We start from the raw sequence: 25501 nt of genomic DNA, 5'->3' as shown, positions 1-25501 counted from the left end.
ACGTGAATTAACTCGTATAGGGGTATGTGAAGCGTGAAATGTAAAGCAATCATTCGCGAAGGACTTGTTTTTTGCAATCGCCGATAGTATACTGAGCTTCATACATACCAATGAGGATATGACTGCAAATGCACATGCACAGTCATCAGGAAGGGAGAAAACGCATGGAGTATCAGAAGCTATATGAATGCCTGTTTACCGCAACTCGTATCGCCGGTATTGTTGCGGATATGATGCAGGCGACCATCGTCAATGAGGGCAAACAGGTGGAAGCGGTGGAGGATGAGGATGAACGTCATCTGCGCATGCGGGAAGCCAAAACCAGAGCCGATGAAATCGTTCAGGAAATTCTGTTGCAGGCTGTACTTCCGGAATATCAGGCTGTACTGAGTCTGGATGTGGAGGAGGATACGGCAAGTCGCACCTGCTTTTTGAAACAGGACTATGATTATACGCTTGTACTGGATCCGATCGATGGAACCCTGGATTATTTGCACCAGAAGGATACCTGGTCGATTTGCAGTGCCGTTTTGCATGAGCATGAGGTACATCTCGCGATTGTCTACTTTCCAAAACGCGATAGCATGTATACCTATGTGGATGGTCAGGGCTGCAGGGTATATCATCAGCTGAAGCAGTGTACGGCAGCCGATGGCGAAGTGCTGTCTGTACAATGCGAGAAAATACCCTCTGTCATATACAAAAACAGCCGTCTGTCCGAGGAGATCGTACAGCAGCTGAGGGAACGCGGATTTCAGGTCAGAGATGACAGTGAACAGGAGCTGGGATGTCCCGATGCCATTTTGGCCTGTATGAAGGGAGAAGCCCTTGCGTATTTCTCCGATACCCGCAATATTCGCGATATTCTGCTTGGGGCAATCCTATCCAAGCTGGAAAACGGACATGCCTACGACTATGCAGGCAATGCAGCGCGCTGGGATTCGCATGGCCGTCAGAAGGAAATTGTCTTCAGTATATTTGAAAAAAATCAAATATTTCAATAAAATTTAGGAATTCGGTACCTTTCATTCGTATATAAGAGTATATAGGAGGTAAATGGATGAAGGAGACTGAATTTTTTTATGAGCAATGTGTCGATGAAGCACAGACTATCCGCACGATGAAGCGACAGCTTTTGTTTTTAAAGCAGTACACAGCCTCGCTGCGTCTGCACAGCGTGCTGTATGGCGAGGAATGCGTTCAGCTGCAGGTGGAGGATGAACTCAGTGATTATCTGAATTATACCCGCAGTATCGTACAGACATCAAAAAACGGCGGCTATGTACATAGAGATCCCGTGCTGGAGGCGATGGAGCGACAGCGCAGAGCCAAGGAAAGGGTGATGGAACAGGATCAGCGAGCCTATATTCTCTTGCAGGGTATCCTGCAGCTGGAGGAGCAGGAGAAGGAGCTTTTACTGGATGTGTATGTGCGCGGTTTGAAGCGGGAGCTGGTATTGCGCCATCAGGGAGACATTGTGGAAAGCACGCTGAATCGAAGGCTTCGCCGTTCCTGTCTGCACCTTGCAGCCCTGCTGCATCTGCAGGTTTTAAAGGAACGCTCATAGTTACAAACTTGTAATACTTGCATTATGAGTTTCAACGTCTATCGGTTTATGGTATAATATTTTAAGGTGGTTATGAAAACCATGTGAACAGGAAGCGGAGGAATGGATTTGGATAAGAAAATCGTAATCAATATGCTGTCCAGTGCCGACAAGGTGGAAGGACAGGGTGTGGGGAGTGCCTATCTGGAACAGGTTAATCTGGTAAAGGAAGGCGCGAGTGATCTGTTTACCGTTGAAATCAACAGCGGGAAGAAGGCTGATATCATACACTCTCACACCATTGATCCGCAGAATTATCTGAAGATGAAGAATAATAAAAATGCCAACGTATGCTATGTGCATTTTCTACCGGATACGCTGAATGGAAGTATACAGCTTCCGAAGGCACTGTTTTCGGTGTTTAAAAAATATGTGATCAGTTTCTATAAAACAGCGGATTATCTGATTGTTGTAAATCCGATTTTTATGAAGGAGCTGGAGAAATACGGAATTGCCCGGGAGAAGATGATCTATATTCCGAATTATGTATCCAAGGAGCAGTTTTATGTGAAGCCGGTGGAGCAGCGCAATGCCATCCGTGAGCAGTATGGGATCAAAGCGGATGAATTTGTTGTGATCGGCGTCGGACAGGTACAGACACGAAAGGGCGTGCTGGACTTTGTCGATGTTGCCAAAAAGCTGCCGGATGTGCGCTTTGTCTGGTGCGGAGGCTTTTCATTTGGGAAAATTACGGACGGCTATGAGGAGCTAAAGAAGGTTGTGGAAAATCCGCCGGCAAACGTACAGTTTCCAGGAATCGTCCCAAGAAGTGAAATGAATGATATCTACAATATGGCGGATGTGCTGTTTATGCCATCCTACAATGAGCTGTTTCCAATGGCGATACTGGAGGCGGTCAATCTGCACAGGCCGATGGTGCTGCGCTCTTTGGAGCTGTATGAGGATATCTTATTTAAGAAATACCAGATGGCCGATGATAATGACAGCTTTGCTGAATTGATTCGTAAGCTGCATGAGGATCCGGCCTACTATGCGCGCTGTGCAGCTGACAGTGCCTATATCAGCGAATATTATTCCAAGGAGAATGTGCTCAGCATCTGGAAAGAATTTTATACGCGTGTATATGAGGAGCTGCAGGAACGCAAACGGGGGTAGAGAAGCGCAGCGTTCGCGCTCAGGCAGGAAGGCAGTTGAGGGTTCATGAAAAGTTCATTACGGAGTTATATTTTAAATTTTGTAGTCATCATCGGACTGACCGCTGTTTCTCTGTGGTTTGCACTGAAGGATAACTATCACGAAATCATGCATCTCATCAGCAGTATCTCCTGGTACTGGCTGCTCATCATTTTCCTGTGGGGAATGATCTATGTCATGATTTTAGGGCAGATCATCATGATCTTTGCCCGGCGCTATAAAAAGGATTACACGTATCGGCAGGGGCTGAGCAATGCGCTTGTCGGAACGTTTTTCAGCGGAATTACACCAAGTGCCACCGGCGGACAGTTCGGTCAGGCATACGTATTCAAAAAGCAGGGCATCAAATACAGTGACGGGGCGAGTATTCTGTGGGCGGATTTTATCGTTTATCAGACGACGATGATGGTCTATGTCACGATTCTGTTTCTTTTGCGCTATACGCATTATATGGCGATTATCGGGCCGGCGTTTCTGGGGATTCTGATCGGCTATATTGTAAATGTATGTGTAATCAGTATCCTGTGGACGATGGCGCTGTTTCCGCGTGTCTATGTGAAGCTGAGTGGGCATGCCGTGACGCTGCTGGCGAAGCTGCGTATTGTGAAAAACAAGGAAAAGACGCTTGCCTCCTGGACCATTCAGGTCGAGGGCTTTACCAAAGAAATCAAGGAAATGAAGCACGAGAAGAAAATCATATGCAAAACCGTGCTGTGGAATGTGATTCGTATGACGGTGCAGTTTTCTCTGCCGTTTTTCATAGCCTATGCGCTGAACCTGAATCTGGGGCTGGATAAGTTCGTGGATTGTCTGGCGTTGGCGAGCTTCGTGCTGATGACAAATGCATTTATTCCGATACCGGGGGCAAGCGGCGGTACCGAGCTGGTATTCGTCCAGCTGTTCAAATATCTGGTCGGCGGACTGAAGGCCAGCGGAATTATGATCTTGTGGAGATTTTCCACGTATCACATCGTGATTCTGGTAGGAGCGTTTGTGTTCCTGCATTTAAAAAGAACCTACGATGATGAAAAATATAGAAGAAGGAAGAAACCGAAAGACATCAGGGAGGTGGATTCATGAGAATCGGGCTTTTTACCGATACGTATACACCGGACATCAACGGTGTGGTTTCCAGTATTGTAACGCTGCAAAGGGAGCTGGAAAAAAACGGACATGACGTTTACGTCATCACCAATCACAAGGCAATGACGATGAAAAAGGAAGGCAATGTACTGCGTCTTCCCGGACTGGAGCTGAAATGGCTGTACGGCTATAAGCTGTCTACACCCTATCATTTCAGTGCCCGTGATGAAATCAGAAATATGCAGCTGGATGTGATTCATGTGCATACGGAATTCGGTGTGGGCATGTTTGGCCGCATCGTTGCAAAATACCTGAATATTCCGGTTGTGACAACCTATCATACAATGTATGAGGATTATACACATTATGTAAACCGCTTTGAAATCGATGAGGTGGATAAGGTGACGAAGAAGGTGGTTTCCACCTTTTCCCGTTCGATATCCGACAGTGCGCAGGCGGTGATTTCACCAAGTGAAAAAACGAAGGAAACGCTGTTGAAGTACGGGGTGAAGACTCCGATCTACGTCATACCGACAGGGCTGAATTTCGAGAAATTTCACCCGGATAATATCAATCCTGCCCGGGTGCAGGAAATCCGCAGACAATACGGTATTCAGGAGGATGAACGCCTGATTGTATTTGTCGGTCGGATTGCACAGGAAAAAAGCATTGAGATTCCCATCGAGGGCTTTCGCTATGTAAGCGATGCGAAAATCAAGCTGATGATCGTCGGGGGAGGACCGCAGCTGGAGGAGCTGCAGAAGCTGGTGCAACGCTATCATCTGGAGCGGCAGGTGATTTTTACAGATAAAAAGCTGCCGGAGGAAATACCGGCCTATTATGCCTGTGCGGACTGCTTTGTATCCGCATCCCTGACGGAAACGCAGGGGATGACCTATATTGAAGCGCTGGCGTGCGGGTTGCCGGTCTTTGCCCGCTATGATGATGTGTTAAAGGATCTCGTCATTGAAGAGGACAGCGGCTTTCTGTTTGAAACACCGCAGGAATTTGCAGAGAAGCTGACGGACTTTATGCACCGAAGCGCTGAAGAACGCAGAGCCTTTTCCCAGCGTGCGCTGAGCAAGATCGTCAAATACGATTCCAAGGTATTCTATTCCAAGGTGCTCAGTGTATATTATCAGGCAATCAATGACTTTGAGGATGCTTACGAGGTTATCAAAATCAAAACGCTGGATGATTATGTACGCATTTATGTGCAGAACGACAAGGAGGATCAGCCGCAGAAGCTTCTGATAGATCTCGATGATTACTTCACCTATAAAATTCGTCTGCATACAATGCTTGACCGCTATACCGTTGCGCACTTCCAACGGAAGGAAATTGTGCTGGAGGCCTATCGCGGGGCGATTCGCAAGCTTCGTATGCGTGATTATACCCGCAAGGAAATGGGCACCTGGCTGCATCGGCAGCCTGGCTTATCCGTTGAGGATGTCGAGGGCTTGTTATCCGAGCTAGAGGAAAAGGGCTATATCAATGATGCGCTGTATATGCAGCAGAAAATTGAAAAGATGCAGTTTTCCCTGAGTGGAAAGGGGAATATACGGCGGACCCTAATCAATAAAGGAATACAGGCGGAGGATGTCGATGAGGCATTGTCCGGTCTGGATGATGAGGAGGAGCGTCTGCGTGCCTTGAAAATGGCAGAAAAGCTGATGGCTACCATCAAAGATAAATCCAGAAAAATGAAAAAGCAGACCATCGTACAAAAGCTGATATCACTTGGCTTTGACAGTGATATCGCCAGAAGTACCTCGGAGCGCTTGAATTTTGAAGAAGAGGATGACAGTGAAGCGCTGAACAAGACGATTGCCAAGGCAATTCGTACATACAGCCGCAAGCTGAGCGGACAGCCGCTGAAAAACAAGGTTCTGGTATATTGCATGCAGAAGGGCTTTCTGCATGAGGATATCATGAACCATCTAAATGAAATGGAGTGGCGTGATGAGCAATAAAATAAAAGAGTTATACGACGGATACAAGGGAGAGCTGACAGCGCTGATCATCAGTATGAACCGCGGTGTCACGGCAAAGGGAGCACCGTACCTGTCCTTTGTGTTTCAGGATAAAAGCGGCAGCATTGATGCGAAATACTGGAATGTAAGCGAGGAGCTGCTGCATAAATTTCAACCAGGTATGCTGGTGGAAATGAGCGGAGATGTGCTCTGTCATCAAAAGCAGCTGCAGTTTCGTGTGCAGCAGATGAAAGAGCTGGCGGATGCTGCGGATATTTCCGATTATGTAAAGGAAGGACCGTTTTCCCAGCAGGCACTGCAGGAAAGCATCCAGCTTTATATCGATGAAATTGAAAACACGGTCATGAAGCAGCTGGTATGCGGGATATTGAAGGATCATGAAAAGGATTTCTTTGAATATCCGGCGGCGACAAAAAATCACCATGATTTCTATGCCGGACTGGCAACGCATGTACTGGGGATGCTGCAGCTGGCAGAGCAGCTGTGTCATTTATACCCCATGCTGGACAGGGATCTGCTGTACAGCGGTGTCATCCTGCACGATGTAGGAAAGACTGTGGAGCTGAGTGGTGCCATTGTCAGTGAATACACCACACAGGGGAAGCTGCTGGGACATATTTCCATTATGCAGGCTGAGGTCTTAGCAAAAGCAAAGCAGCTGGGGCTGGAGAATCATGAGGAAGCCATGCTGCTTCGTCATATGATTTTATCCCATCACGGAGTGTATGAATACGGTTCTCCTGTGCTGCCGATGATACCGGAAGCAGAAATGCTGCATATGATCGATAACATTGATGCACGCATGAATACGTTGCATAAGGCATTGGAACCGGTACAGGCCGGAGAGTTCACACAACGGGTATTTGCATTGGAAAATCGTTCGTTTTATAAAAGCAGATACAAAAATTCAGACGGTAAATAGACGCAAAAGCGCTTATTTACCGCTTTTTTTCGGCGCTTTTCCAGTTTGTGGATAAATTTTTCATGTTTCTTGTGAAATAGTTAATCTTTTTATTTTTAGAAACTTTCGATATACTAACCATGCAAGCTGATAACGCTTTCACCTAAGCGTCAGCAATCCCATCCAGAGGAAAGGAGGAAACAGCCAAATGAGAGAAAAACGAATACTGGAAGAGCTCATGCATGCAGATCAGTACTGCAGTCTGGAATACTTCTCCAGACAGCTGCAGGTATCGACCAGAACCATCAGCAATGATATCAAATATCTGATGCAGGATGGTGAGCGTAACGGTTTTCGCATCCATCTGAAGCGGCGCTTCGGCTACTATCTGGAAATTACGGCACCCCAGAAATTCAAGCAGTACATGCAAAATGATGAAGACAGTATGACCATCAGCAGCAAGGAGCGTGTCGACACCATCATCGCCCTGCTGCTTCTGCAAGGTGACTACATCACGCAGGAAACAATCGCTGATACACTGGCAGTCAGCAAATCCATCATCAAGGTTGATATGGCCAAGGTAGAAAAGGCATTGTTTGAGCACAGCATTTCCCTGATTAAAAAAGCACATTACGGAATCAGCTTATCGTGTGAGGGCATGATGCGCAAGCTGTATCTGCTGGAGCTGCAGGAAAAAGACAATCCCTATATGAAGAAGATCATGGATCATTACTTATCCCAGCAGCACATACAGCATTTGGAAAAGCGGCTGATCGCCCTGCTGAAGCAATATCGGCTGAACACCAATTATATCGAGCTGAAAAAAATCGACCTGTTCCTGAAGGTCACGGTGCTTCTGGCGGAAAAGGGCATTGAATCCGCTGCAGGCGCGATAGACAGCAGTGTCCATAAGCAGATGGCAGTTGAGCTGGCAGATGTGATTCAGGAAATCTATCAGGTAACACTGAGCAGCGGAGATATCTGTGATATCGGCAATTATCTGAAGCAGAAGACAAAGCCGAGCGATGTCTATCTGTATGATGAAGGGCTGATTCAGGATATCGAGGTCTTTCTGCAGGATGCCGATGAACAGTATCATACACAGTTCAATGCCGATGCAGAGTTTAAAAAGAGTCTTCTGGCACATGTATCCCTGCTGTTGGACCGGCTGCATCAAAGCATTTCCTTCTCCAATCCGCTGGTTCACGAAATCAGTGTGAAGTATCCGGTGATTTTCAATATCTGTATCCGCTTTGCCGGTATGCTGGAGGAGAAATATCATGTGAAGACCACACAGGATGAAATCGGATTCATCGCAACACACTTTGCCGCTCATATGGAAAAGGAGCTGCATCACAAGCTGAATCTGTATCACCGCATCGCCATCATCTGTTCCAGCGGTGGTGGAAGTGCCTTTCTAATCAAGCTGAAGCTGGAAACGATCTTCTCCTCCAGTAATATTGAAACCTTCTCTTTGCTGGAGCTGGATGAGGTTCGCTCCTATGAGCCGGATATTATCTTCACTATCAAAAAGCTGGATGAGGTCTTCGATGTTCCCATCGTTCTCATCAAGGAGCTGCTGGATGATGCGGATATTCAAAAAATCAAGAATATGCTGGAAACAGACGCATCCCTTGTCCTGCAGGAGCGCTCCTTCACCTCCTTGTTTCGCAAAAACGCATTCCACATCTTTCAGGAGGGTAGCTATGCGGATATGGTTTCCTGTATGGCTGCAAGGCTGGAACAGGAGGGATATTGTGAGGCAGGCTACACGGCTTCCGTGAAACAGCGTGAGGAAGTATTGTCCACCGTGTATAACAATGGTATTGCGATTCCGCATCCCTTGGAAATGTGCGGCAGAGGAAACATTCTGTCGGTGGGAATTGTGAAGCAGGAGGCATCGGTCCGCGAGCTGCCGGTTCAGGTCATCTTTCTGGTCGATCTGGAGAAGGGGGATTTAAAGCTGCATCAGAATATAACCAGAGTATTGTTTGAGGTTATGAGTGATACGGCACTGATTGAAAAGCTGCGACGTGCAGAATCGTATGAGGATTTCATGAAATGCATATCGCATCTGAAATTTTAAAGGAGGGACTATATGAATATACAATTTTTAGAAAAGCTGTCGAATGCGGACGGCATTGCATCCAATGAGCAGGAGGTACGGGATGTTCTGGTTGCGGAGCTGAAGGAGTATGCCGATGAAGTATCCACGGATCATCTTGGCAGTATTATCTTCAAAAAGGGGAACCGGGGGCCGAAGATCATGCTGTGCGCACATATTGATGAGGTCGGCTTCATCGTGCGCAGTGTATCCGATATGGGGCAGGTCATGCTGATGAGCGTGGGCGGTGTAAAGCCGCTGGCGCAGTTTATGCAAAGGGTTCGTATCACGACAGAGGATGGTAAGAAGATTCACGGTATCATCCAGGCAACCTATGAGAACAACGCCGCCACCAAAGTCTATGTGGATCTGGGGGCACAGAGTGCACAGGAGGTCTATGATCTGGGCATTCAGGTCGGAGACATGGTAACGTATACGACAGAATTTGAGCACTTCGCCTTATCGAATGTTGTGGCAGGAAAGGCGTTTGATGACCGTCTGGGCTGCTTCATAATGGGGGAGGTATTGAAACGATTGCAGAGCATCGATCATCCCAATACCGTTTACATGGTGGGCACCTCCAGTGAGGAGGTCGGGATACGCGGGGCAAAAACCGCAGTTTACAAAGTGAATCCGGATGTGGTATTCCCGCTTGATGTTGCCTGCTTTAACGATGAATTTGTTCGCAATCATACCAATCAGCGCCAGATTGGCAAGGGGATGATGCTGACAAACTTCGATCGCACACTTGCTCCCAATCGTGCCTTGATTCATCGTATCAAGGACACGGCAAATACATTGCATAAGCCACTGCAGCTGGATATGTTCAATGGAGGAGGAACCGATGGCGGCGAGGCTCATAAGAGCCGGGATGGGAAACCGACCGCTGTCAGCTGCCTGCCGGTGCGTTATGGACACTGCGCCTATTCGATCGCACATCTGCAGGATATTGCGGACGCCATCGACATCTTTACAGAGCTGATTGCCAATTTTGACGAAGCAGCGTATCGTACATCAACAAATTTTTTGAAAGGAGTCTAGCATGACAGAATTAGAACAGCAGATCATCGGTATTATTTCCGCTGCCGGTGACAGTAAGGGGAAGGCATTTGAAGCCCTTCGCAAGGTAAAGGAAAGCGATTATGAGGGAGCTCGCGCACTGCTTGAGGAAAGCAGAAAAATCGATCTGGAGGCACACAAAATCCAGACCAAGCTGATCCAGTCGGAAATGGATCCGGAGGCTGAAAAGCCGGAGCTGTCACTGCTCATGGTTCATGCGCAGGATCATTATATGACCAGCCAGCTGGCAAGAGATGTCATCGAGGCGCTGGTAGATGTATTTGAAACAAAAGAAGGAGGAAACTAACATGAGAATTTTATTATGCTGTGCAGGTGGCTTCTCCACCAATATGCTGATGCAGAACATGAAAAAGGTAGTAAAGGAAAGTGCTAAGCTGAACGAAGAGGATTTTAAGTTTACGGCGATTCCTGCAGACTCTTTGGAGGAGGAAATCGATAACTGGGACGTGGTTCTGGTAGGGCCGCAGGTATCCCACAAGATTGACTTCATCGAGGCTGTATGCAAACCGAAAAACGTGCCGTTTGCAGTCATTGACAAGGATGTATACGGACAGATGGATGGAGCTACCGTTTTAAAGCTCGCTCTGGTTACACGCAAGAAACACGAAATGGGAAAGTAATCCCTGATTTAGAATCATAAAATGCTATGCGTCTTCATTGGCAGCTAATCTCATACTGTTCATCAGGCTATGAGATGGATAAGCAGGTGAATACCTTCAGGAATGTTCACTTGCTGTGTTATGTGAAGACAGCATATAGCAATAGAAAGGAACCTAGTATGTTTAATAAATTTGAGGCCTTTATGAACAAATGGCTGATGCCAATTGCTCAAAAAGTAGATAAACAGCGTCATCTGAGTGCCATTAAGGCATCCATGGTGGCTATGACACCATTTACGATTCTGGGGAGCTTCTTCGCTATTATCCCCGCATTACCAAACATGATTGGAGAAAATAACGCATTCAGTCAGTTCATTCTGAACAATGCGGAGCTGCTTGACCTGCCGGTTACCTTATCCATCGGTATGATGAGTGTATACGTAACTATGTGTATTGCATACAATCTGGGAAATCACTACAAGCTGTATATTCCAGGCTGTATCACCCTATCCACCTTTGCCTTCCTGTTTGTAGCTGCTGAAAACGTAGAGGGCGGTATCAGCATCACCAATTTCGGGGCAAAGGGACTGTTCTGTGCCATGCTGGTCGGTATGGCTGCGACAGAGCTGTATCGCTTCTGCAAGGAAAAGAATCTGACGGTCCGCATGCCGGAGGGGGTACCGGACTTCGTATCCAAATCCTTTGAGTTGATTCCTACAACTATCATCGTTGCCGGAACCTTCATTGCTGTACGCTTCTTCTCTCAGCAGATTTTCGGAGCACTGCCTCCGCAGATTCTGACACAGTTTCTGGCACCGCTGGTTGGTTCCATGGACAACCCGTGGGCAGTATTGTTCCTGCATTTCATGATCTGTCTGATTTTCTTCTTCGGTATTCACTCATCTGTCTTCGGACCGATTACACGTCCGATCATGGCTACGTTCATTGCGGAAAACATCATCGCAAGACAGGCCGGAGAGCCTCTGCCACACTTTTATACGGCAGGTACCTCCAGTGCGTTCTTTGGATTCACCGGCGCCGGTATCACCATCGGATGTGTAGTGGCATGTATGCTGTCCAAATCCAAGCGTTATCGTAAGATCGGGCAGGTCGCCTTGTTCCCATCGCTGTTCGGTATCAATGAACCGATTCTCTTCGGTGCACCGATCATCCTGAATCCGATCATGTTTATTCCATTCGTATTCGGTGGTGCCATCATCGGTACGATGCCAATGTTCTTAATGCACTACGGTCTGCTGGACAAGCCGTTCTTCGATCCGCCTTATGTCGGTGTCTTCCTAGAGGGATTCCTGACAAACGGTGACTGGCGAGTTATTCTGGCGTGCGGTGCACAGCTGATTCTGGCTATTCTGCTCTATCTGCCGTTCTTTAAAATCATGGAGCGTCAGGAGCTGCGTGAGGAAGAAGCAAGAGCGAAGAAAGCTGAGGAAGCAAAAAACATCTTCTCGGATGATGAAGAGGCTTTACTGAACGATCTGGATCTTGATTTCTAGTCATAGCCAGCGGCATCCGTTTGCGGGTGCCGCTTTCCATACAGCTGCACAAAGGCGAAATACCGGTGCAGAGGTATATCATAAAAGGAGGAAGCAGTATGCAGAGAATCCAAAAAATCCGCTCCATTCTGGAGGAAAAACAAATCGACGCCATCTTGATCAAAAGCCGTTCCAACAAGCGCTATCTCGGTGCACTAACGGGAAGCGGCGTCAAGGTGCTGGTGACAAGAGATGCGCTGTATCAGATCATGGATGGGCGTTACAGCAATGAAGCAAGAGAAACAACAAGCGGCTTTACCCTAATCGTGCATGAACAGGGCAGCAGCTATCTGGATGCGGTGGTTCAGCTTCTGGGGAGCCATGCCCGTATTGGAATTGAAGCGGGACAGGTACTCGTGAAGGAATATCTGACCATGCAGGAATACGGGTTGAAAACCGTGCTTTTGGAGCATGAGCTGGAGGAAGCACGCCGCTGTAAGGATGCGCAGGAAATCGCACTGGTGCGCAGGGCCTGTGAAATTACGGATGCGATTTTTCAGGAAACGATTTCTACAATTCGCATCGGGATGAAGGAAACGGAGATCAGTGCGTTGCTGCAGTATCTGGCAATCAAAAACGGCGCCAGCGCTATGGCATTCGATACGATTGTCGCAAGCGGAGTCCGCGGATGTATGCCACATGGACGGCCAAGTGAGAAAACCTTAGAAGCTCATGAATTCATCACGATTGATTTTGGTATCACCTATCAGGGCTACCAGTCCGATATGACCAGAACGGTATGTATTCAGGAGCCGAAGCCAAAGCTGAAGAAAATTTATGATATTGTGCTGGAAGCACAGTGTGCCGGTGTTGACTTTATCAAAGCCGGTATCAGGGGTAAGGACGTGGATGCCCATGTGCGCGGCATCATACAGGAACATGGCTATGGACAATATTTTACACACGGTCTTGGTCATGGCATGGGCATGGGGGATGGAGAGCTTCCCATGCTGAATGCAGGCAGTGAAACCGTGCTGGAGGAGGGCATGATCATGTCCTGTGAGCCGGGAATCTATGTTCCTGGTCTTGGCGGTGTGCGAATTGAGGATGATGTCCTCATTGAAAACGGCCGCGGTGTTCCCTTGAATGCCACAACAAAGGAACTCATCATTTTGGAGGGAAACGAATATGAAGTATGATTTTGACCATGTCATTGACCGCAAGCTTGGAAAATGCAGAAAATGGGACAATACCATTTTGAAGGAAAAATTCGGTTTGAATGAAGAAGCGATCCCCATGGATCTTGCCGATCTGGATTTTGAATGTGCGCCGGCAATCAAGCAGGCGATGATCGAGCGTGCCGCTTTGGGAGACTATGGCTATACGTATACGTATGATGCATATTATGATGCTCTGATTGACTGGAACAAGCGCCGTTTTCATGTTGATATTGAAAAGGAATGGATCAAGCTGACCTTTGGAACCTGCGGCACCCTGCATTATATCGTGCAGTGCTTCTGTAACGAGGGGGATGCAGTTATGATCAATACCCCTGCCTATGATCCCTTCGCAGAAGCGGTAAAACGCGGCGGCTGTCGTTTGATCTGCAATTCCCTGAAGCTGGAAAATATGCGCTATTATCTTGATTTTGAAGAGATGGAACGCCAGATGATAGAAGAGGATGTCAAGCTGTTTATCTTCTGTTCACCGCAAAATCCAAGCGGACGCGTTTGGACGAGGGAGGAGCTGCATCAGCTCAGCGAGCTGTGTCTGAAGCACCACGTTTTGCTTGTCTGTGATGAAATACACAGGGATGTGATTTTTGAACGGGAAAGCTTTACCACGCTATGGAATGCGCATGCGGATATTGCGGATGCATCGATTATGTGTGTATCGCCGAATAAGGGCTTTAACCTCGGCGGTTTAAAATCCTCCTATATCATTGTGAAGAATAAGAAAATCCGGGAGCGCCTGTTAAGCTATCTGCAAAAGGTGTATGTCACCAGTCCGCATGTGTTTGCAGTACCGGCTATCATTGCGGCTTACAATGATTCAGAGGAATGGCTGGATCAGCTGACTGCGTATATCGCTGAGAATTTCACCATTGTATATGACTGGTTTGAACAGCACATGCCTCAGGCAAGCGTAATGCGAAGTGATTCCAGTTTTCTGGCTTGGATCGATATGCGTTCCGTGTTTGCAGATGAGGATGAAATGCGTGCCTTCTTTATCAAGGCAAATGTTTCTATGGTTGTCGGCAGCTATTTTGTGCAGGATGGCTATGGCTGGGTACGCCTGAATATCGGAACACAGAAGTCAATTCTTCAGGAAGCGCTGCGTCGCATCGCTGAGACATGGGAAGCATGGGAGCGAAAGGAAATTACAAACGAATGAGCTGCCGTAAATAGGTATGCAAAAAAAGGATCAGATGCCTGAACGTGGGATATCTGATTTTTTTCATGATCTGTGAATTGCCTACATAAAGAAAATGTAAGACAGATACATCTAAAAAAAGCAGAGAAATACGAAATGAGAAAAAAAGCAGAATCGTCTGCTTTTCATCATAGGGTCCTAAAGCATATAGGAAGGCCTTGCCTGCTTTTGCATACGCTCTATGTAAGCAAAGACAGCTCTTGGGAAGGCGAAATATACACTTCTTATGTACGAATTGAGCGATAGAAGGACTTTTTCTCGTGTTTTGTGTTCACCTGTTTAAGGGCTGTACTGCAGTTACGCTGCGGGCTTTGTATGACAGCTAAGTCCCTGCTGTTCATAAACGGTTCGTGCAGTATGTAAATCGAAGACAGCTTCATCTGAGGTCTGAATGAATTCCAGCTTCTTCAGCTGTGCGGTGTCGATGTCCGTTAGCGTTAGGACAAGCAGCTGCTTCATTTCTTTATCTGTGACAGACGCCTGATAGGTCAAGCCTCTGATGTTCGCATACTCCTTTTGGTGCTGCCGTATACAGGTCTGTGCCTGCTGCTTGCTGTAGCCAAGCGTATGGTAATCTGTATGCAGCTGAATGCTCTGTTTTACGATCCTTTGATTTTCTGCCTCCATTGTCGTTTCAATCAATGTGTCCATCAGGGTACCACGGCATGTTGTTCTGCTTACACCACCTGCTTCTGCTTTTTTCGTACAGCCACTCAATAGAAGCAATAGACCTGCCAGCAGGATTTGTTTCATCATTGTAACCACTCCTATTGGTATTATGGTATTGGAGGCAACGCTTCATGCAGCTGTAAGCCGCTTTATTCGCTTACGACCGTGTGCTTCCCTTTCTGCTTTCCCTGATACAGCAGCTGATCTGCTTTATTGATTAGCTCATCCAGAGAAAGCTGTTGATGGCAGCAGATACCAAATGTCATGGTGACTCGGATTTTTTGTTCCCCGTATTCAAATTCGGTGTGATTCATCCAGTGACAGAAATCTCTCAGCTGCTGCAGGGCGTCCTGCTCCTTTGTATCGTGGAAGAGAAAGACAAATTCCTCGCCACCCCAGCGACAGATGAAAATCGCAGGATCCAGCCTGCTTCGCATATGCTCTGCAAGCTGCTTTAGGATGGCATCCCCGCATAAATGCCCATAGGTGTCATTGATCTGTTTAAAATCATCAATGTCGCCAATAGCAAGACAGCAATCCTTCAGATGAAGCTGAGACGCTGTTTTTTTCAAATAGGTGCGATTGTACAGCCCGGTGAGAGAATCGTAATTAGCAATTTGCAAAAGACTTTCATTCTGCTTTTTCAAAACCTCCTTGCCAATATCGGCACTGGCATTGGAAACATAAGCGACATAGAGGATGGTAAGAAACGCCCCAAAGCTGTTGCATAGAAATAAAAGCTGTAAGGAAACAGCAGGCAGAGGATAGACGATCGTTTCCTTGCTTTGAACATACAGCAAAAAGAAGGTGAGCATATGCAGGATGGAAAACAGATAGGGGATATAGGGACTGCGATAGGGACAGAAATACACAAGAGAGGCCATTGCAATCAGAAAGAGAAAGAACGAAGAATGCCATCCAAACAGCACGGTGTGCAATACAACAAAGCAGATCGTTTCCAGATGAATCAAAGATACGGCAAGAGCATATTGCTTTCTTTTCATGACCAGCAACAGCATACCGATGTAAAACAGGACACTGCATATATTATAGAAGAGGGGAATGCCATAGTGCAAACATCCCATAAGCATGGTATAGACGATATGCAGAAGGATCGCCAGACAGATCAGGTTGCGATAAATATAATAGCTGTAATTGTTCTCATTAAGTTTCATCCGCATGCCCGTAATCCTCCGATCTTTCCATTCCCTGCTGTAAAGCAAGCTGTGATGCTGCATTCACCGCTTTGTGTGGAACACTATATATATGGGATAGCATTCCTGCAGCCAGCCTTTCTGATAAAGCATGATCGCCCTGCCCTGTAGCCACTGGTTCAGTGCGATGGACATACGAAGCTGAAAGAGGCGGGAGGAACCACCACCCGTTCATATATCTTATGTTTTTTGATATTGTAATTATATCACTTTATGATAGATAAAAGCAGATATATTCGATAAGTTCAACCAAAAATGTTGTCTTTTCTGAATTGCACAGGCAGGATAAGGTGCATAGGCGTGTGGCACATCGCATGAATGTGTAGACAGAGGAGAGCCAGCAGGTAAAACAGGGGATGCCCGTTCTATCCTCATGGTGAACTGCGGCTGCTGTAAGGCGTAAAAAAGCTCTCTATTGGCTATGCAACAGAGAGCTTCTTCAGCTTGCATCTACGATTTCTTCATGGATTTATCAGTTTATTTCTTACAGGTTAAACCGCCCTTTTCGATGTTTTCTTTTGTCTTTTCCAGATCCATCACCATTTTTTTACCGCTCAGCTTCTGATTGGTAAAGGAACCATAGTCCTTTGGGTCGATCTTCGTGATATCAAAAACAATGGATTCTGTTATAGAGAACTTATCCTTATCCTCTTTCAGACTGTAGCTCATGCCTTCAACACCCTTCGCCTTGTCTTCCAAGGAAGCACCCTTCAGCGTTGGCAGCATAGCTTCATAGGTTTTCTTATCCGGAGCAACGATGACAGTTTTCTGATCCTGCTTGGTGATATTGTCACCCTGATAGTCGAATTTGATGGTCTGTGTAATGGTAGAACCATTGGATTTCTGTTCTGCTGTACAGGTCATCGTCTTTGTTTCTTCTTTACCGCCGGAGCAGCCTGCCAGCAAAGCAACTGCAAATGCAGCACATACTAATTTTTTCATAGCGTTTTCCCTTTCTTTCATAATGGCAAAACTCAGAGCTTAGCCCTGAGTTTCAAAGATTATTTACAAGTAGCTCCGCCGTCTTTTGCTTCTTCCAGCGTCTTGGACAGACTTGCTTCTCCACCAAAGCCCAGCTTCTTCAGGGTAGCTGTATCTCCGTCTTTCATATCTACGTCAACGGTTGCAATGATGTTCTTGTCCTTGAATTCCGCACTGACACTTACACCTTTTCCTTCTTCAACGCCTAACTGGCTTAATACAGCAGTTTCCAGCTGTTTTTTCTGATCGTCTGTCAGCTCCTTGTCTCCAAGACCTGCAGCAGAAAGATCCATCGTTACCTTTACAGAGGTTTTTGTGATTTTATCATCCTCAGCAGTGAATGTGGCATCCATTTTCATACCGCTCTCTTCCAATGAGCAAGTCTTTGTTTCTGTTTTTGCTCCTCCGGAGCATCCTGCTAATACCAGTACGGCAAATGCAGCGCAAAGTAATTTTTTCATATTGTCCTCCCTATCAAATGTTTGATTGCACAGGATTATGGTATCCTGTATGTAGAAATTATATCATGAAATAAAGAAGAAAAGATTACAAAATTGAAATTTAGAAAAAATATGTGATTTTTGTCAGATATTCGGTATAAAATTGTATAATTTCTGAATTCAACTGCTCTGTATGCGTTTTTTCAGGTGATAATGGCGAGTTGATCGAATCAGCTGTTCCAGCTCTCTGCAGGCAGGCTCCCAAATCAGTTGATCTTCACTGTATATCTGGGTTATCACATGCTTCAAAAAGTAGTCCTCCCGCAGGAAGGGATCGTGCTCGCGCTGCTTGAAGCGGCAATACCGGTGGTAGGCAGTTACATGCTGCGGGAAACGCTCGGGGTAGCGCGGCTCCTGTAATATTTCAGGAGGAAATTCGCGGTCTAGCTGCTCACAAAGGATACAGGCAAGCAGTGCGGCAGGCAGAAAATGATAATCGTCCTGCTTCGCCAGCTCACAGAAATAGTCACATGCTTTTTCATATTGTTCTGTTTCATAATATAGCATTCCACATTGGTACAGGCTTTGCAGATATTTGTTGCGGTGCAGCTCCCCAGCGTGGTCACGAACGATGGCAAAGAGTTTTTCGACATATTCATGATTGGCCGCATCCTTTTGTACATCTGCATACAGCAGGACGATTGCATCGTATACATCCAGCAGACGATTGTAATTGTGCTGCTTCAAAAATGTCTGTTCCAGATACAGGGAATCCCGGAAGCAATCCAGAAAGCGCTCCTCATAATAGGCCTGGTAGCTGCGATTCAATATATTGAGCAGTGAGGTGCTTTCCGCCATATGCAGGCGGTTGAAGACAGCAGCGTTTTTTCTTGCATCACGATGTCTGTGAACGGTATATGTATACAGCATATCCTTCAAAATCTCCTGTATGCTTATATCAAAGACCGGCAGTAGCTCCATGTATTTCTGAAATTGTTCCTCATTCATTTCACTGCAGTTTTCATAATAGGAAGCCATCAGCTGCAGAAGCTCCCGATACTCAACTGCAAAAATATCGGTTTTTTCCCCAAGCTGTGCAAAAAGGGCGGCACATCGCTCTGCCAGCCCTGCAAGGTCATAGCGCGTCACCAGCTCCAGCAGCTCCTGAAAATAGGTGCTCCAGGGCTCCCACCAGCTGGAAGGAAGATTGAGCTCAGCATGAATCTGTACCAGCAGATAATGATAGATGGAATTGCTTTTGATGATTTTACAATTTTCTATTTTACTGTAGGTATCGGCAGAACAGATCGTTGCCCCGTTGTAGGTGATGAAGTCACGCTGGTTCAGATTTGCTTTTTTGCGATAATATTTTAATAGAAGCGACAGCTTCTTTTTTGTTTCATCATCGATTTCCACTCGTCCGTACATACGTTACCTCCCTGTGATATTCTGAATATAATTATAGCAGAGAACAGAAGGAATTTATATGATTCCAGCATGACAATAACAAAATTTTACATAATTTGCGGCTTTCATGAAGCCGGTCTTCATGGTATAGTAGTAATCGAGGTGTTTTATATGAAAATTGGGTTTATATCACTAGGCTGCAGCAAAAATCTGGTAGACAGTGAAAAAATGATGGGTATGATCAATAGCGGCGGCCATGAGCTTGTCCACAATGCGGATGAGGCAGAGGCAATCATTATCAATACGTGCGGATTCATCAATTCCGCAAAGGAAGAGGCCATTCAGACGATTTTTCAGATGGCGGAATATAAAAAGCACAAATGCAGAAAGCTGATCGTTGTCGGCTGTCTGGCACAGCGTTATAAGGAACAGCTGGAGCAGGATATACCGGAAATCGATGCAGTGATCAGCATCCGGGAATATCCGCACCTGCATGAAATTTTACAGGAGCTGCTGGACGGGCATGATCTGGTAAGCTACGACAAATGTGAGCGGAAGGTGTCCAGCAAGCCGTGGACAGCATATCTGAAAATTGCCGAGGGCTGCAGCAATCACTGCACCTATTGTGCGATTCCACTGATTCGCGGGGATAATGTGTCCTTTCCAATCGAGCAGCTGGTGGACGAGGCGAAACAGCTGGCGCAGCGCGGTGTCAAAGAGCTGGTGGTGATTGCACAGGATACGACAAAATACGGTGTCGATCTGTATGGCAGAAGAGCACTGCTTGATCTCTTGCAGAGGCTGCATGAAATCGAAGGCTTCCACTGGATCCGTATTCTGTATATGTATCCGGATGAAATCGATGCCCGGCTGATCGAGGGGATGGCAAAGCTGCCAAAGGTGCTGCCTTATTTTGACATTCCGATGCAGCATGCGTCCAATCGAATGCTGCATCTGATGAATCGAAGAGGAAGTAGGGAAGAGGTTGCGGCTCTGGTGAAGAAGATTCGGGAAACCTTTTCCTATCCAACGCTGCGTTCGACCTTCATTGTTGGGTTCCCGACAGAGGAGGAAGCGGATTTCAGGGAGCTTATGCAGTTTGTAGAGGATATCCACTGGGACCGCATGGGAGCCTTTCCCTATTCTCCTGAGGAGGATACCCCTGCCTATTCCATGGAAGGGGCTGTGGATGAGGAGATCAAGGAAGCGCGTTTAGCTCAGCTGATGAAGCGTCAGGAGGAAATATCACTGGAGAATCAGAGCCGGATGGTCGGTGAGGTCATTGAGGTTCTGGTTGAGGATCAGGAAGGACTTACCGGTATCTATCGTGGACGCGGAGCCAGCTCGGCACCAGATGAGGTCGATGGTATCGTGATGTTTAAAAGTGAGCGCTTTATCGAATACGGAAGCTTTGTAAAGGTACGGATCACGGAGGCATTGCCGCATGACTTCAAGGGAGTGGAAGTGTGCTGAAGGGCTTTGATCCCATCATCCCCGAACATCCAAGGCTGATGATTCTGGGCTCTATGCCCAGCGTGACCTCCCTGGATAAACAGGAATATTACGGCTTTGCCCATAACCGGTTCTGGAAGATACTGCATGCGGTATTTGATATGCCGATTGATACCTATGCTCAGAAAAAGGAAATTTTGTATCAGCATCATATTCTGCTATGGGATGTGATTGGAGAGTGTGAGCGAGAGGGCAGTTTAGACAGCGCCATCCGTCGGGAAAGGGTGAATGACATCGCACACCTGACAGCGGTGTATCCTACGCTGCAAAAGGTAATCTGCAACGGCAGAAAAGCCTATGCGCTGTATCAGAAGCATTTTTCGGATATCGCTTTACCCTGCAGCTATCTGCCAAGTACGAGCAATGCGAATCGCAGTATACGTGAGGAGACCTTGTTTGCACAGTGGAAGCAGGCGCTGATGGAACATGAGGGCGGTATGTGAAGATGCTGGGAAGCATACGACAGCACCAGCATACAAATGGATCCTGAGGCAACTACGCATGCAGGGTAAGGGTACTACAATATAACGCAGATGCTATCGCCACAGGGTACAGCTGCGTTTTTTTTCATTGCACAACTCCTTACGTGAATGCAAAGAACGCCTTTATTTATACGGTCCAAGCACAGATAAAAAGAGCAAAGCGGTTGTTACAGAGCGGCTTCCCGTAGCAGGCGGTTTCTGGACTGCATACAAAGGGGCATAGCTGCACACCGCGATATCCGAAAGAAACCTTAAAGTTACAATATCGTAGGGGAAACCAGAACAGGAACTCGATAGCCGTAATATGCTTTGTATATGGCTGATGAACAGGGATAAAGAGTTCTGCTTTTCATTAAAAACACGTATTGAAAAGGGATTAACGGCTGCCTGTGTATCGTATCTACACAACGAATAGACATTTACAAATGGTAAGCCTTGCTCTATAATGGTAAAAAAACAAGGGAGGAATGTATATGGAACTGCGTGTCTGTAGCAGCGATGAGGATATCCGCGCATTGGCAGCACTTGCCACAGAAATCTGGCATGAGTATTTCACAGCCATCATTTCAAAGGAACAGATTGATTATATGGTTGAGAAATTTCAGAGCTATCCGGCACTGAAGAAAGCCATTGAGGAGGAGCACTACACCTATTTTCTTGCTTATGAGGAGGGGGCGATGATCGGATTTTGCGGTGTGAAGCCGGAAAAGGACCGTCTGTTTCTCAGTAAGCTGTATCTGCATAAGGATGCCAGAGGAAAGGGGCTGTCCAGCATATTGCTGAAGCGGGCGATTTCCTTTGCGAGGGAGCAGGATAAAAAAGCCATTTATCTGACCTGCAACAAATTCAATCAGCACAGTCTGGATGTATATCGGGCGAAGGGGTTTAAGGATATTGACTCTGTACAAACGGATATCGGGCAGGGCTTTATTATGGATGATTACATCCTGCAGCTGGAGCTTGACGACGGAAAATAGAAATTAGCAGTGATTTAGGTAAGAAAAGAATGAGAAACGACATCTATAGCCGCTATAGGTGCCTTTTTTTCATCTTTTTTACATTTGATGTCCTTCCTGCATAGCTCTTTGTGATGGATGTGTGATACAATATCTGCATAGGTGATAATTTATGGAATGGGATATCTCGGCAGAGTGTGTATCTGTCATCATGCTTAACATCATCATGGTATATTCATGGAAGGGGAATCTGCTTCCCTCGCGAAAAAATCAGGCCTTTCGTGCCTGCCTTTTGATAACCTATCTCTCCATTCTGACAAATATTTTGTCAACCCTGCTGCTGGCACAGCTTTCTCCATCCACTATCCTCATCAATCAGGTGCTCCTGCATTTGAATTACATATCCACACCGCTTATGGGCGTTGTGTACTTTATCTATACGCTGACCACCGTATTTGAACAGGATCCTGACAAGCTGAAAAAGCATATCCTGTTTGCAGGGATACCGGCTCTGCTCTATCTGCTGTGCCTGCTGAGCAATCCGCTGACGCATTTGCTGTTTACTCTGGATCTTGCCGTTGGCTATGAGCGGGGACCTTGGGTTTCTCTGACCTATATCGTCTTTTATATCTATGTATTATTTTCGGTGTTCTTTACGATTTCCAAACGCCGTAACCTGGATTCTGCCGTATTCATCATTCTGAATTTCTTTCCGGTGCTCTCGGCAGCAGTGATCCTGTTTCAGCTGCTGTACCCCAATTACATCCTTACGGGAACTGCCGCGACAAGCGCGCTGCTGATCATTTATCTGTATTTGCAGAATAAGCAGCTGTTTACAGATCCGCTGACCGGTATTTTAAACCGTCAGGAATTTAACCGCCTTTTGGAAATCCGTATGAAGGATACAGCGTCCTATTCCATCATCGTGCTGTCGCTGAAGGGCTTTCGCTTTATCAATGACCATTTTTCTCAGAAGGCCGGTGATGTTTTACTGATGAGAATATGTTCCTATCTGGAAAAGCAGCAGCCCACTGCACGTGTCTTTCGTTTCAGTGGGGATGAGTTTGCGATTGTCTGTGAGGATGCGGAAACATGCAGACAATACCATGAGCAGCTGATTGCGCGGATGCAGCGATCATGGTCTGTTGAAAATTTCGATTTTCAGATACAGTACGGCATTGGTATCCTGCATGTCGAGGAGCATAACCGCGATAAGGATGAAATCATCAAGGGGCTGGAATATGCCGTCATGCTGGCAAAGCGCTCAGAGGATAACAAGACCTGTGTCTGCACTGCCGATATGATGGAACGACTGCATCGCAATGAACGGATACTGGAGCTGTTGCGCCGCTGTATTCAGGAGGATAGCTTTGTCGTGGTTTATCAGCCGATTTATGATGTAAAGGAACAGGCATATACAAAGGCAGAGGCACTGCTTCGCCTGCCGCCGCATGATTTGGGACAGCTTGGTCCGGATGAGTTTATACCGCTGGCTGAGGAAAACGGATTGATTACGGAAATTACATATCAGGTGCTGCGAAAGACCTGTTTATTTCTGCAGCAGCTGCAGCATACAGACACAGCGCTGCAAAGCATCAGCGTCAATTTCTCTGCCGTCATGTTTTTACAGCAGGATCTTGGAAGCAATATCCTGCAAATCATAGAAGATTATAAGATACCTGCCCATAGGCTGCAGATAGAGATTACCGAGAGTATGCTGACTCGGGATTATCATATGATCATAGCCTTTATGCAGCGTATGCGCGAGCAGGGGATTGAGTTTCTTCTGGATGATTTTGGTACGGGATACTCCAATATATCCAATGTGCTCAGTCTGCCGGTACAAACCATCAAAATCGATAAGAGTCTGCTTTGGAAAGCGATGGTGTCCACAGAAGGCGCTGTTGTTCTGCGTAAGATGTGTGAGGCTTTTCATGAGGTGCATCAGCTCTTGCTGGTTGAGGGAGTGGAAAATGAGGAACAGGCCGCCTTTGTCAGTGCATGTGCCTGCCGCTATATTCAGGGATATTATTATGCACCGCCGCTGCCGCAGGAGCAGGTTTACAGTTTGCTGATACAGAAACAAAAGGAGATGTCGGGATGACATCTTTTCTTTTGGCGAACGCCTGTACGTGTGCTTTTAAACTGCGTAGTATGAAAGAGAAAGGAGGTGTGTGTATGCGAAGACTTGGAATTGATGTATCTGAGCATAATGGTGTACTGGATTGGGATGCGATAAAAAAAGGTGGAATAGAATTCGCCATTATCCGTTCCAGCTGGGGACATTTTGAAGAGGATAAGCAGTTTCGAAGAAATGTACGGGAGTGCGAGCGTGTAAGGATGCCCTATGGGCTATATCATTACTCCTATGTTGCCAATGATGCACAGATGAAGGAGGAGGCCTCCGGATTTATCAGACTGTGTAAATCCTGTAAGCCAAGCTATCCCTGCTATATAGACATGGAGGATGCAGACGGGTGGAAGCGCCGCAACGGCGTCAGTGATGCCATGAATGTGGAAACCTGTTATTATACATGCAGGGAATTAGAGAAGGCAGGCTTTTATTCCGGAATCTACGCCAACCTGGACTGGCTGACGAACCGCATCAATTCATCCCGTCTGAACCGCTTTGATAAATGGGTGGCACAGTGGGCCAGTGTCAATACCTACCGCAAGCCGTATGGTATGTGGCAGTTTACCAGTGATGGCTCCATTCACGGCTATAACGGCAGAATGGATCTGGATTATGCATATAAGGATTATCCGGCTATTATGAAGGAAAAGGGGTTGAATGGCTATGGCAAGAAACCCGATCAACCAAAACCAGATCCGAAGCCAGAACCAAAACCGAATCCACCAAAGAATCCGAAATATAAGGTAGGAACTCCGGTAACCTATACCGGCTTGTGGACACAGGCAAATGGTGGAAACTGGTATCCCAGAAGACTTCTGGCTGTAAAAGAGGGGATTATTACCCGCATTTTAAAAGGGGCTGAGCATCCGTATCTGATCAACGATGGTACCGGATGGACAAATGATCGGGCGATTGATGATGAGCCGACACGACCAAGCGGGTATTAGGCAACGATACAAAAAAGTAAAAGGGGATGCCATTGCAGCATCCCTTTCCGTTGGCGCTTCTGCGATTTCTCAAGAGGATGATAGAATTGCGATGCATCCATCGTATACTGGATTGCATGCCGCAGCGTTTGGAACCAGCAGGATGCAGGAACATGCTGTTATAATATAGACCATAGCAGTGAGTGAAGGCCTGTTTTGGGTGGTGTTGATCCTTGCCGGCTTTCAATATCTGAAGGGATTCTGGCGGGTACGGCTTTTTCTGACGTATCGCAGGGTATCCTTTGAGAAGGAGTCCGTATAAATTGCACGAT

23 protein-coding genes are annotated in these 25501 nt (G+C 46.6%); 18 read left to right on the top strand and 5 right to left on the bottom strand.

The window, feature by feature from the left end:
* The first annotated feature begins 164 nt into the window (after positions 1-164).
* The 13 genes from NE665_RS06110 (at position 165) to NE665_RS06050 (ending at position 14409) form a co-directional block, all read left to right on the top strand.
* Complete coding sequence (locus NE665_RS06110) at positions 165-1004, top strand: inositol monophosphatase family protein (protein WP_117442024.1); 840 nt, start codon at positions 165-167, stop codon at positions 1002-1004.
* Between the two features lie 56 nt (positions 1005-1060).
* Positions 1061-1567 (top strand): elastin, encoded by a 507-nt coding sequence (locus tag NE665_RS06105; RefSeq protein ID WP_117442023.1) that lies wholly within the window; start codon positions 1061-1063, stop codon positions 1565-1567.
* Between the two features lie 102 nt (positions 1568-1669).
* The gene (locus NE665_RS06100; protein WP_118654572.1) at positions 1670-2722 is read left to right on the top strand and encodes a glycosyltransferase family 4 protein; all 1053 of its coding nucleotides are present in this window, start codon (positions 1670-1672) and stop codon (positions 2720-2722) included.
* 45 nt (positions 2723-2767) lie between these two features.
* Positions 2768-3841 (top strand): lysylphosphatidylglycerol synthase transmembrane domain-containing protein, encoded by a 1074-nt coding sequence (locus tag NE665_RS06095; RefSeq protein ID WP_233104641.1) that lies wholly within the window; start codon positions 2768-2770, stop codon positions 3839-3841.
* Positions 3838-5817 (top strand): RecX family transcriptional regulator, encoded by a 1980-nt coding sequence (locus NE665_RS06090; protein ID WP_118654574.1) that lies wholly within the window; start codon positions 3838-3840, stop codon positions 5815-5817. Before NE665_RS06095 ends, NE665_RS06090 begins: the two co-directional genes overlap by 4 nt.
* Positions 5807-6760, top strand: a complete 954-nt coding sequence (locus tag NE665_RS06085) for an HD domain-containing protein (protein ID WP_117442020.1) — start codon at positions 5807-5809, stop codon at positions 6758-6760. Before NE665_RS06090 ends, NE665_RS06085 begins: the two co-directional genes overlap by 11 nt.
* Positions 6761-6947: 187 nt before the next feature.
* Positions 6948-8825, top strand: a complete 1878-nt coding sequence (locus NE665_RS06080) for a PTS sugar transporter subunit IIA (RefSeq protein WP_118654575.1) — start codon at positions 6948-6950, stop codon at positions 8823-8825.
* A 12-nt stretch (positions 8826-8837) separates the two neighbouring features.
* The gene (ypdE, locus tag NE665_RS06075; RefSeq protein WP_118654576.1) at positions 8838-9884 is read left to right on the top strand and encodes an aminopeptidase; all 1047 of its coding nucleotides are present in this window, start codon (positions 8838-8840) and stop codon (positions 9882-9884) included.
* 1 nt (position 9885) lies between these two features.
* Positions 9886-10209: a PTS lactose/cellobiose transporter subunit IIA gene (locus NE665_RS06070; RefSeq protein ID WP_118654577.1), complete on the top strand. Its 324-nt coding sequence runs from the start codon at positions 9886-9888 to the stop codon at positions 10207-10209.
* Position 10210: 1 nt separating this feature from the next.
* Complete coding sequence (locus NE665_RS06065; RefSeq protein WP_002610128.1) at positions 10211-10543, top strand: PTS sugar transporter subunit IIB; 333 nt, start codon at positions 10211-10213, stop codon at positions 10541-10543.
* Between the two features lie 158 nt (positions 10544-10701).
* The gene (locus NE665_RS06060) at positions 10702-12036 is read left to right on the top strand and encodes a PTS transporter subunit EIIC (protein ID WP_008817625.1); all 1335 of its coding nucleotides are present in this window, start codon (positions 10702-10704) and stop codon (positions 12034-12036) included.
* Between the two features lie 98 nt (positions 12037-12134).
* Positions 12135-13214, top strand: coding sequence for a Xaa-Pro peptidase family protein (locus tag NE665_RS06055; protein ID WP_118654578.1), 1080 nt, complete (start codon positions 12135-12137; stop codon positions 13212-13214).
* Positions 13204-14409 carry a PatB family C-S lyase gene (locus tag NE665_RS06050; protein ID WP_118654579.1) on the top strand — a complete coding sequence of 402 codons (1206 nt, stop codon included), beginning with the start codon at positions 13204-13206 and terminating at the stop codon, positions 14407-14409. Before NE665_RS06055 ends, NE665_RS06050 begins: the two co-directional genes overlap by 11 nt.
* Before the next feature lie 336 nt (positions 14410-14745).
* On the opposite strand, the gene NE665_RS06045 is transcribed toward NE665_RS06050, so the two are convergent.
* From NE665_RS06045 to NE665_RS06025, 5 genes are all read right to left on the bottom strand, one after another.
* On the bottom strand, positions 14746-15204 hold the full coding sequence (locus NE665_RS06045; RefSeq protein ID WP_118654580.1) for a DUF1307 domain-containing protein: 459 nt from the start codon (positions 15202-15204) through the stop codon (positions 14746-14748).
* Positions 15205-15266: 62 nt separating this feature from the next.
* A complete protein-coding gene (locus NE665_RS06040) occupies positions 15267-16298 on the bottom strand; it encodes a GGDEF domain-containing protein (RefSeq protein WP_118654581.1) in 1032 nt (343 codons plus the stop codon).
* 510 nt (positions 16299-16808) lie between these two features.
* On the bottom strand, positions 16809-17273 hold the full coding sequence (locus NE665_RS06035) for a lipoprotein (protein ID WP_118654583.1): 465 nt from the start codon (positions 17271-17273) through the stop codon (positions 16809-16811).
* 59 nt (positions 17274-17332) lie between these two features.
* Positions 17333-17773 carry a DUF1307 domain-containing protein gene (locus NE665_RS06030; RefSeq protein ID WP_118654584.1) on the bottom strand — a complete coding sequence of 147 codons (441 nt, stop codon included), beginning with the start codon at positions 17771-17773 and terminating at the stop codon, positions 17333-17335.
* 159 nt (positions 17774-17932) lie between these two features.
* The gene (locus NE665_RS06025; protein WP_118654585.1) at positions 17933-19180 is read right to left on the bottom strand and encodes a hypothetical protein; all 1248 of its coding nucleotides are present in this window, start codon (positions 19178-19180) and stop codon (positions 17933-17935) included.
* Between the two features lie 150 nt (positions 19181-19330).
* Here NE665_RS06025 and rimO point away from each other — a divergent pair, with 150 nt between their 5' ends.
* The 5 genes from rimO to NE665_RS06000 all read left to right on the top strand — a co-directional run bounded on the left by rimO (position 19331) and on the right by NE665_RS06000 (position 25190).
* Complete coding sequence (gene rimO, locus NE665_RS06020) at positions 19331-20632, top strand: 30S ribosomal protein S12 methylthiotransferase RimO (RefSeq protein ID WP_117442109.1); 1302 nt, start codon at positions 19331-19333, stop codon at positions 20630-20632.
* A complete protein-coding gene (locus NE665_RS06015) occupies positions 20626-21114 on the top strand; it encodes a DNA-deoxyinosine glycosylase (protein ID WP_117442017.1) in 489 nt (162 codons plus the stop codon). The genes rimO and NE665_RS06015 overlap by 7 nt, the downstream gene beginning before the upstream one ends.
* A gap of 512 nt (positions 21115-21626) precedes the next feature.
* Positions 21627-22130 carry a GNAT family N-acetyltransferase gene (locus NE665_RS06010; RefSeq protein WP_117442016.1) on the top strand — a complete coding sequence of 168 codons (504 nt, stop codon included), beginning with the start codon at positions 21627-21629 and terminating at the stop codon, positions 22128-22130.
* A gap of 151 nt (positions 22131-22281) precedes the next feature.
* Entirely contained in the window at positions 22282-24213 is a 1932-nt protein-coding gene (locus NE665_RS06005; RefSeq protein ID WP_117442015.1) for an EAL domain-containing protein, read from the top strand.
* Between the two features lie 74 nt (positions 24214-24287).
* Positions 24288-25190, top strand: coding sequence for a glycoside hydrolase family 25 protein (locus NE665_RS06000; RefSeq protein WP_117442108.1), 903 nt, complete (start codon positions 24288-24290; stop codon positions 25188-25190).
* Positions 25191-25501 lie beyond the last annotated feature (311 nt).

Source organism: Clostridium sp. DFI.1.208 (assembly GCF_024463855.1).
Taxonomy (GTDB): domain Bacteria; phylum Bacillota_I; class Bacilli_A; order Erysipelotrichales; family Erysipelotrichaceae; genus Clostridium_AQ.
Note: the sequence above shows the minus strand (reverse complement) of the source record. Positions and strands in the feature narration are given on the sequence as shown.

What these genes read in the sequence shown, in the direction of transcription:
- NE665_RS06110 (WP_117442024.1), top strand. Translation starts at nt 165, where the DNA reads ATGGAGTATCAGAAGCTATATGAATGCCTGTTTACCGCAACTCGTATC.
- NE665_RS06105 (WP_117442023.1), top strand. Translation starts at nt 1,061, where the DNA reads ATGAAGGAGACTGAATTTTTTTATGAGCAATGTGTCGATGAAGCACAG.
- NE665_RS06100 (WP_118654572.1), top strand. Translation starts at nt 1,670, where the DNA reads ATGGATTTGGATAAGAAAATCGTAATCAATATGCTGTCCAGTGCCGAC.
- NE665_RS06095 (WP_233104641.1), top strand. Translation starts at nt 2,768, where the DNA reads ATGAAAAGTTCATTACGGAGTTATATTTTAAATTTTGTAGTCATCATC.
- NE665_RS06090 (WP_118654574.1), top strand. Translation starts at nt 3,838, where the DNA reads ATGAGAATCGGGCTTTTTACCGATACGTATACACCGGACATCAACGGT.
- NE665_RS06085 (WP_117442020.1), top strand. Translation starts at nt 5,807, where the DNA reads ATGAGCAATAAAATAAAAGAGTTATACGACGGATACAAGGGAGAGCTG.
- NE665_RS06080 (WP_118654575.1), top strand. Translation starts at nt 6,948, where the DNA reads ATGAGAGAAAAACGAATACTGGAAGAGCTCATGCATGCAGATCAGTAC.
- ypdE (WP_118654576.1), top strand. Translation starts at nt 8,838, where the DNA reads ATGAATATACAATTTTTAGAAAAGCTGTCGAATGCGGACGGCATTGCA.
- NE665_RS06070 (WP_118654577.1), top strand. Translation starts at nt 9,886, where the DNA reads ATGACAGAATTAGAACAGCAGATCATCGGTATTATTTCCGCTGCCGGT.
- NE665_RS06065 (WP_002610128.1), top strand. Translation starts at nt 10,211, where the DNA reads ATGAGAATTTTATTATGCTGTGCAGGTGGCTTCTCCACCAATATGCTG.
- NE665_RS06060 (WP_008817625.1), top strand. Translation starts at nt 10,702, where the DNA reads ATGTTTAATAAATTTGAGGCCTTTATGAACAAATGGCTGATGCCAATT.
- NE665_RS06055 (WP_118654578.1), top strand. Translation starts at nt 12,135, where the DNA reads ATGCAGAGAATCCAAAAAATCCGCTCCATTCTGGAGGAAAAACAAATC.
- NE665_RS06050 (WP_118654579.1), top strand. Translation starts at nt 13,204, where the DNA reads ATGAAGTATGATTTTGACCATGTCATTGACCGCAAGCTTGGAAAATGC.
- NE665_RS06045 (WP_118654580.1), bottom strand. Translation starts at nt 15,204, where the DNA reads ATGATGAAACAAATCCTGCTGGCAGGTCTATTGCTTCTATTGAGTGGC.
- NE665_RS06040 (WP_118654581.1), bottom strand. Translation starts at nt 16,298, where the DNA reads ATGCGGATGAAACTTAATGAGAACAATTACAGCTATTATATTTATCGC.
- NE665_RS06035 (WP_118654583.1), bottom strand. Translation starts at nt 17,273, where the DNA reads ATGAAAAAATTAGTATGTGCTGCATTTGCAGTTGCTTTGCTGGCAGGC.
- NE665_RS06030 (WP_118654584.1), bottom strand. Translation starts at nt 17,773, where the DNA reads ATGAAAAAATTACTTTGCGCTGCATTTGCCGTACTGGTATTAGCAGGA.
- NE665_RS06025 (WP_118654585.1), bottom strand. Translation starts at nt 19,180, where the DNA reads ATGTACGGACGAGTGGAAATCGATGATGAAACAAAAAAGAAGCTGTCG.
- rimO (WP_117442109.1), top strand. Translation starts at nt 19,331, where the DNA reads ATGAAAATTGGGTTTATATCACTAGGCTGCAGCAAAAATCTGGTAGAC.
- NE665_RS06010 (WP_117442016.1), top strand. Translation starts at nt 21,627, where the DNA reads ATGGAACTGCGTGTCTGTAGCAGCGATGAGGATATCCGCGCATTGGCA.
- NE665_RS06005 (WP_117442015.1), top strand. Translation starts at nt 22,282, where the DNA reads ATGGAATGGGATATCTCGGCAGAGTGTGTATCTGTCATCATGCTTAAC.
- NE665_RS06000 (WP_117442108.1), top strand. Translation starts at nt 24,288, where the DNA reads ATGCGAAGACTTGGAATTGATGTATCTGAGCATAATGGTGTACTGGAT.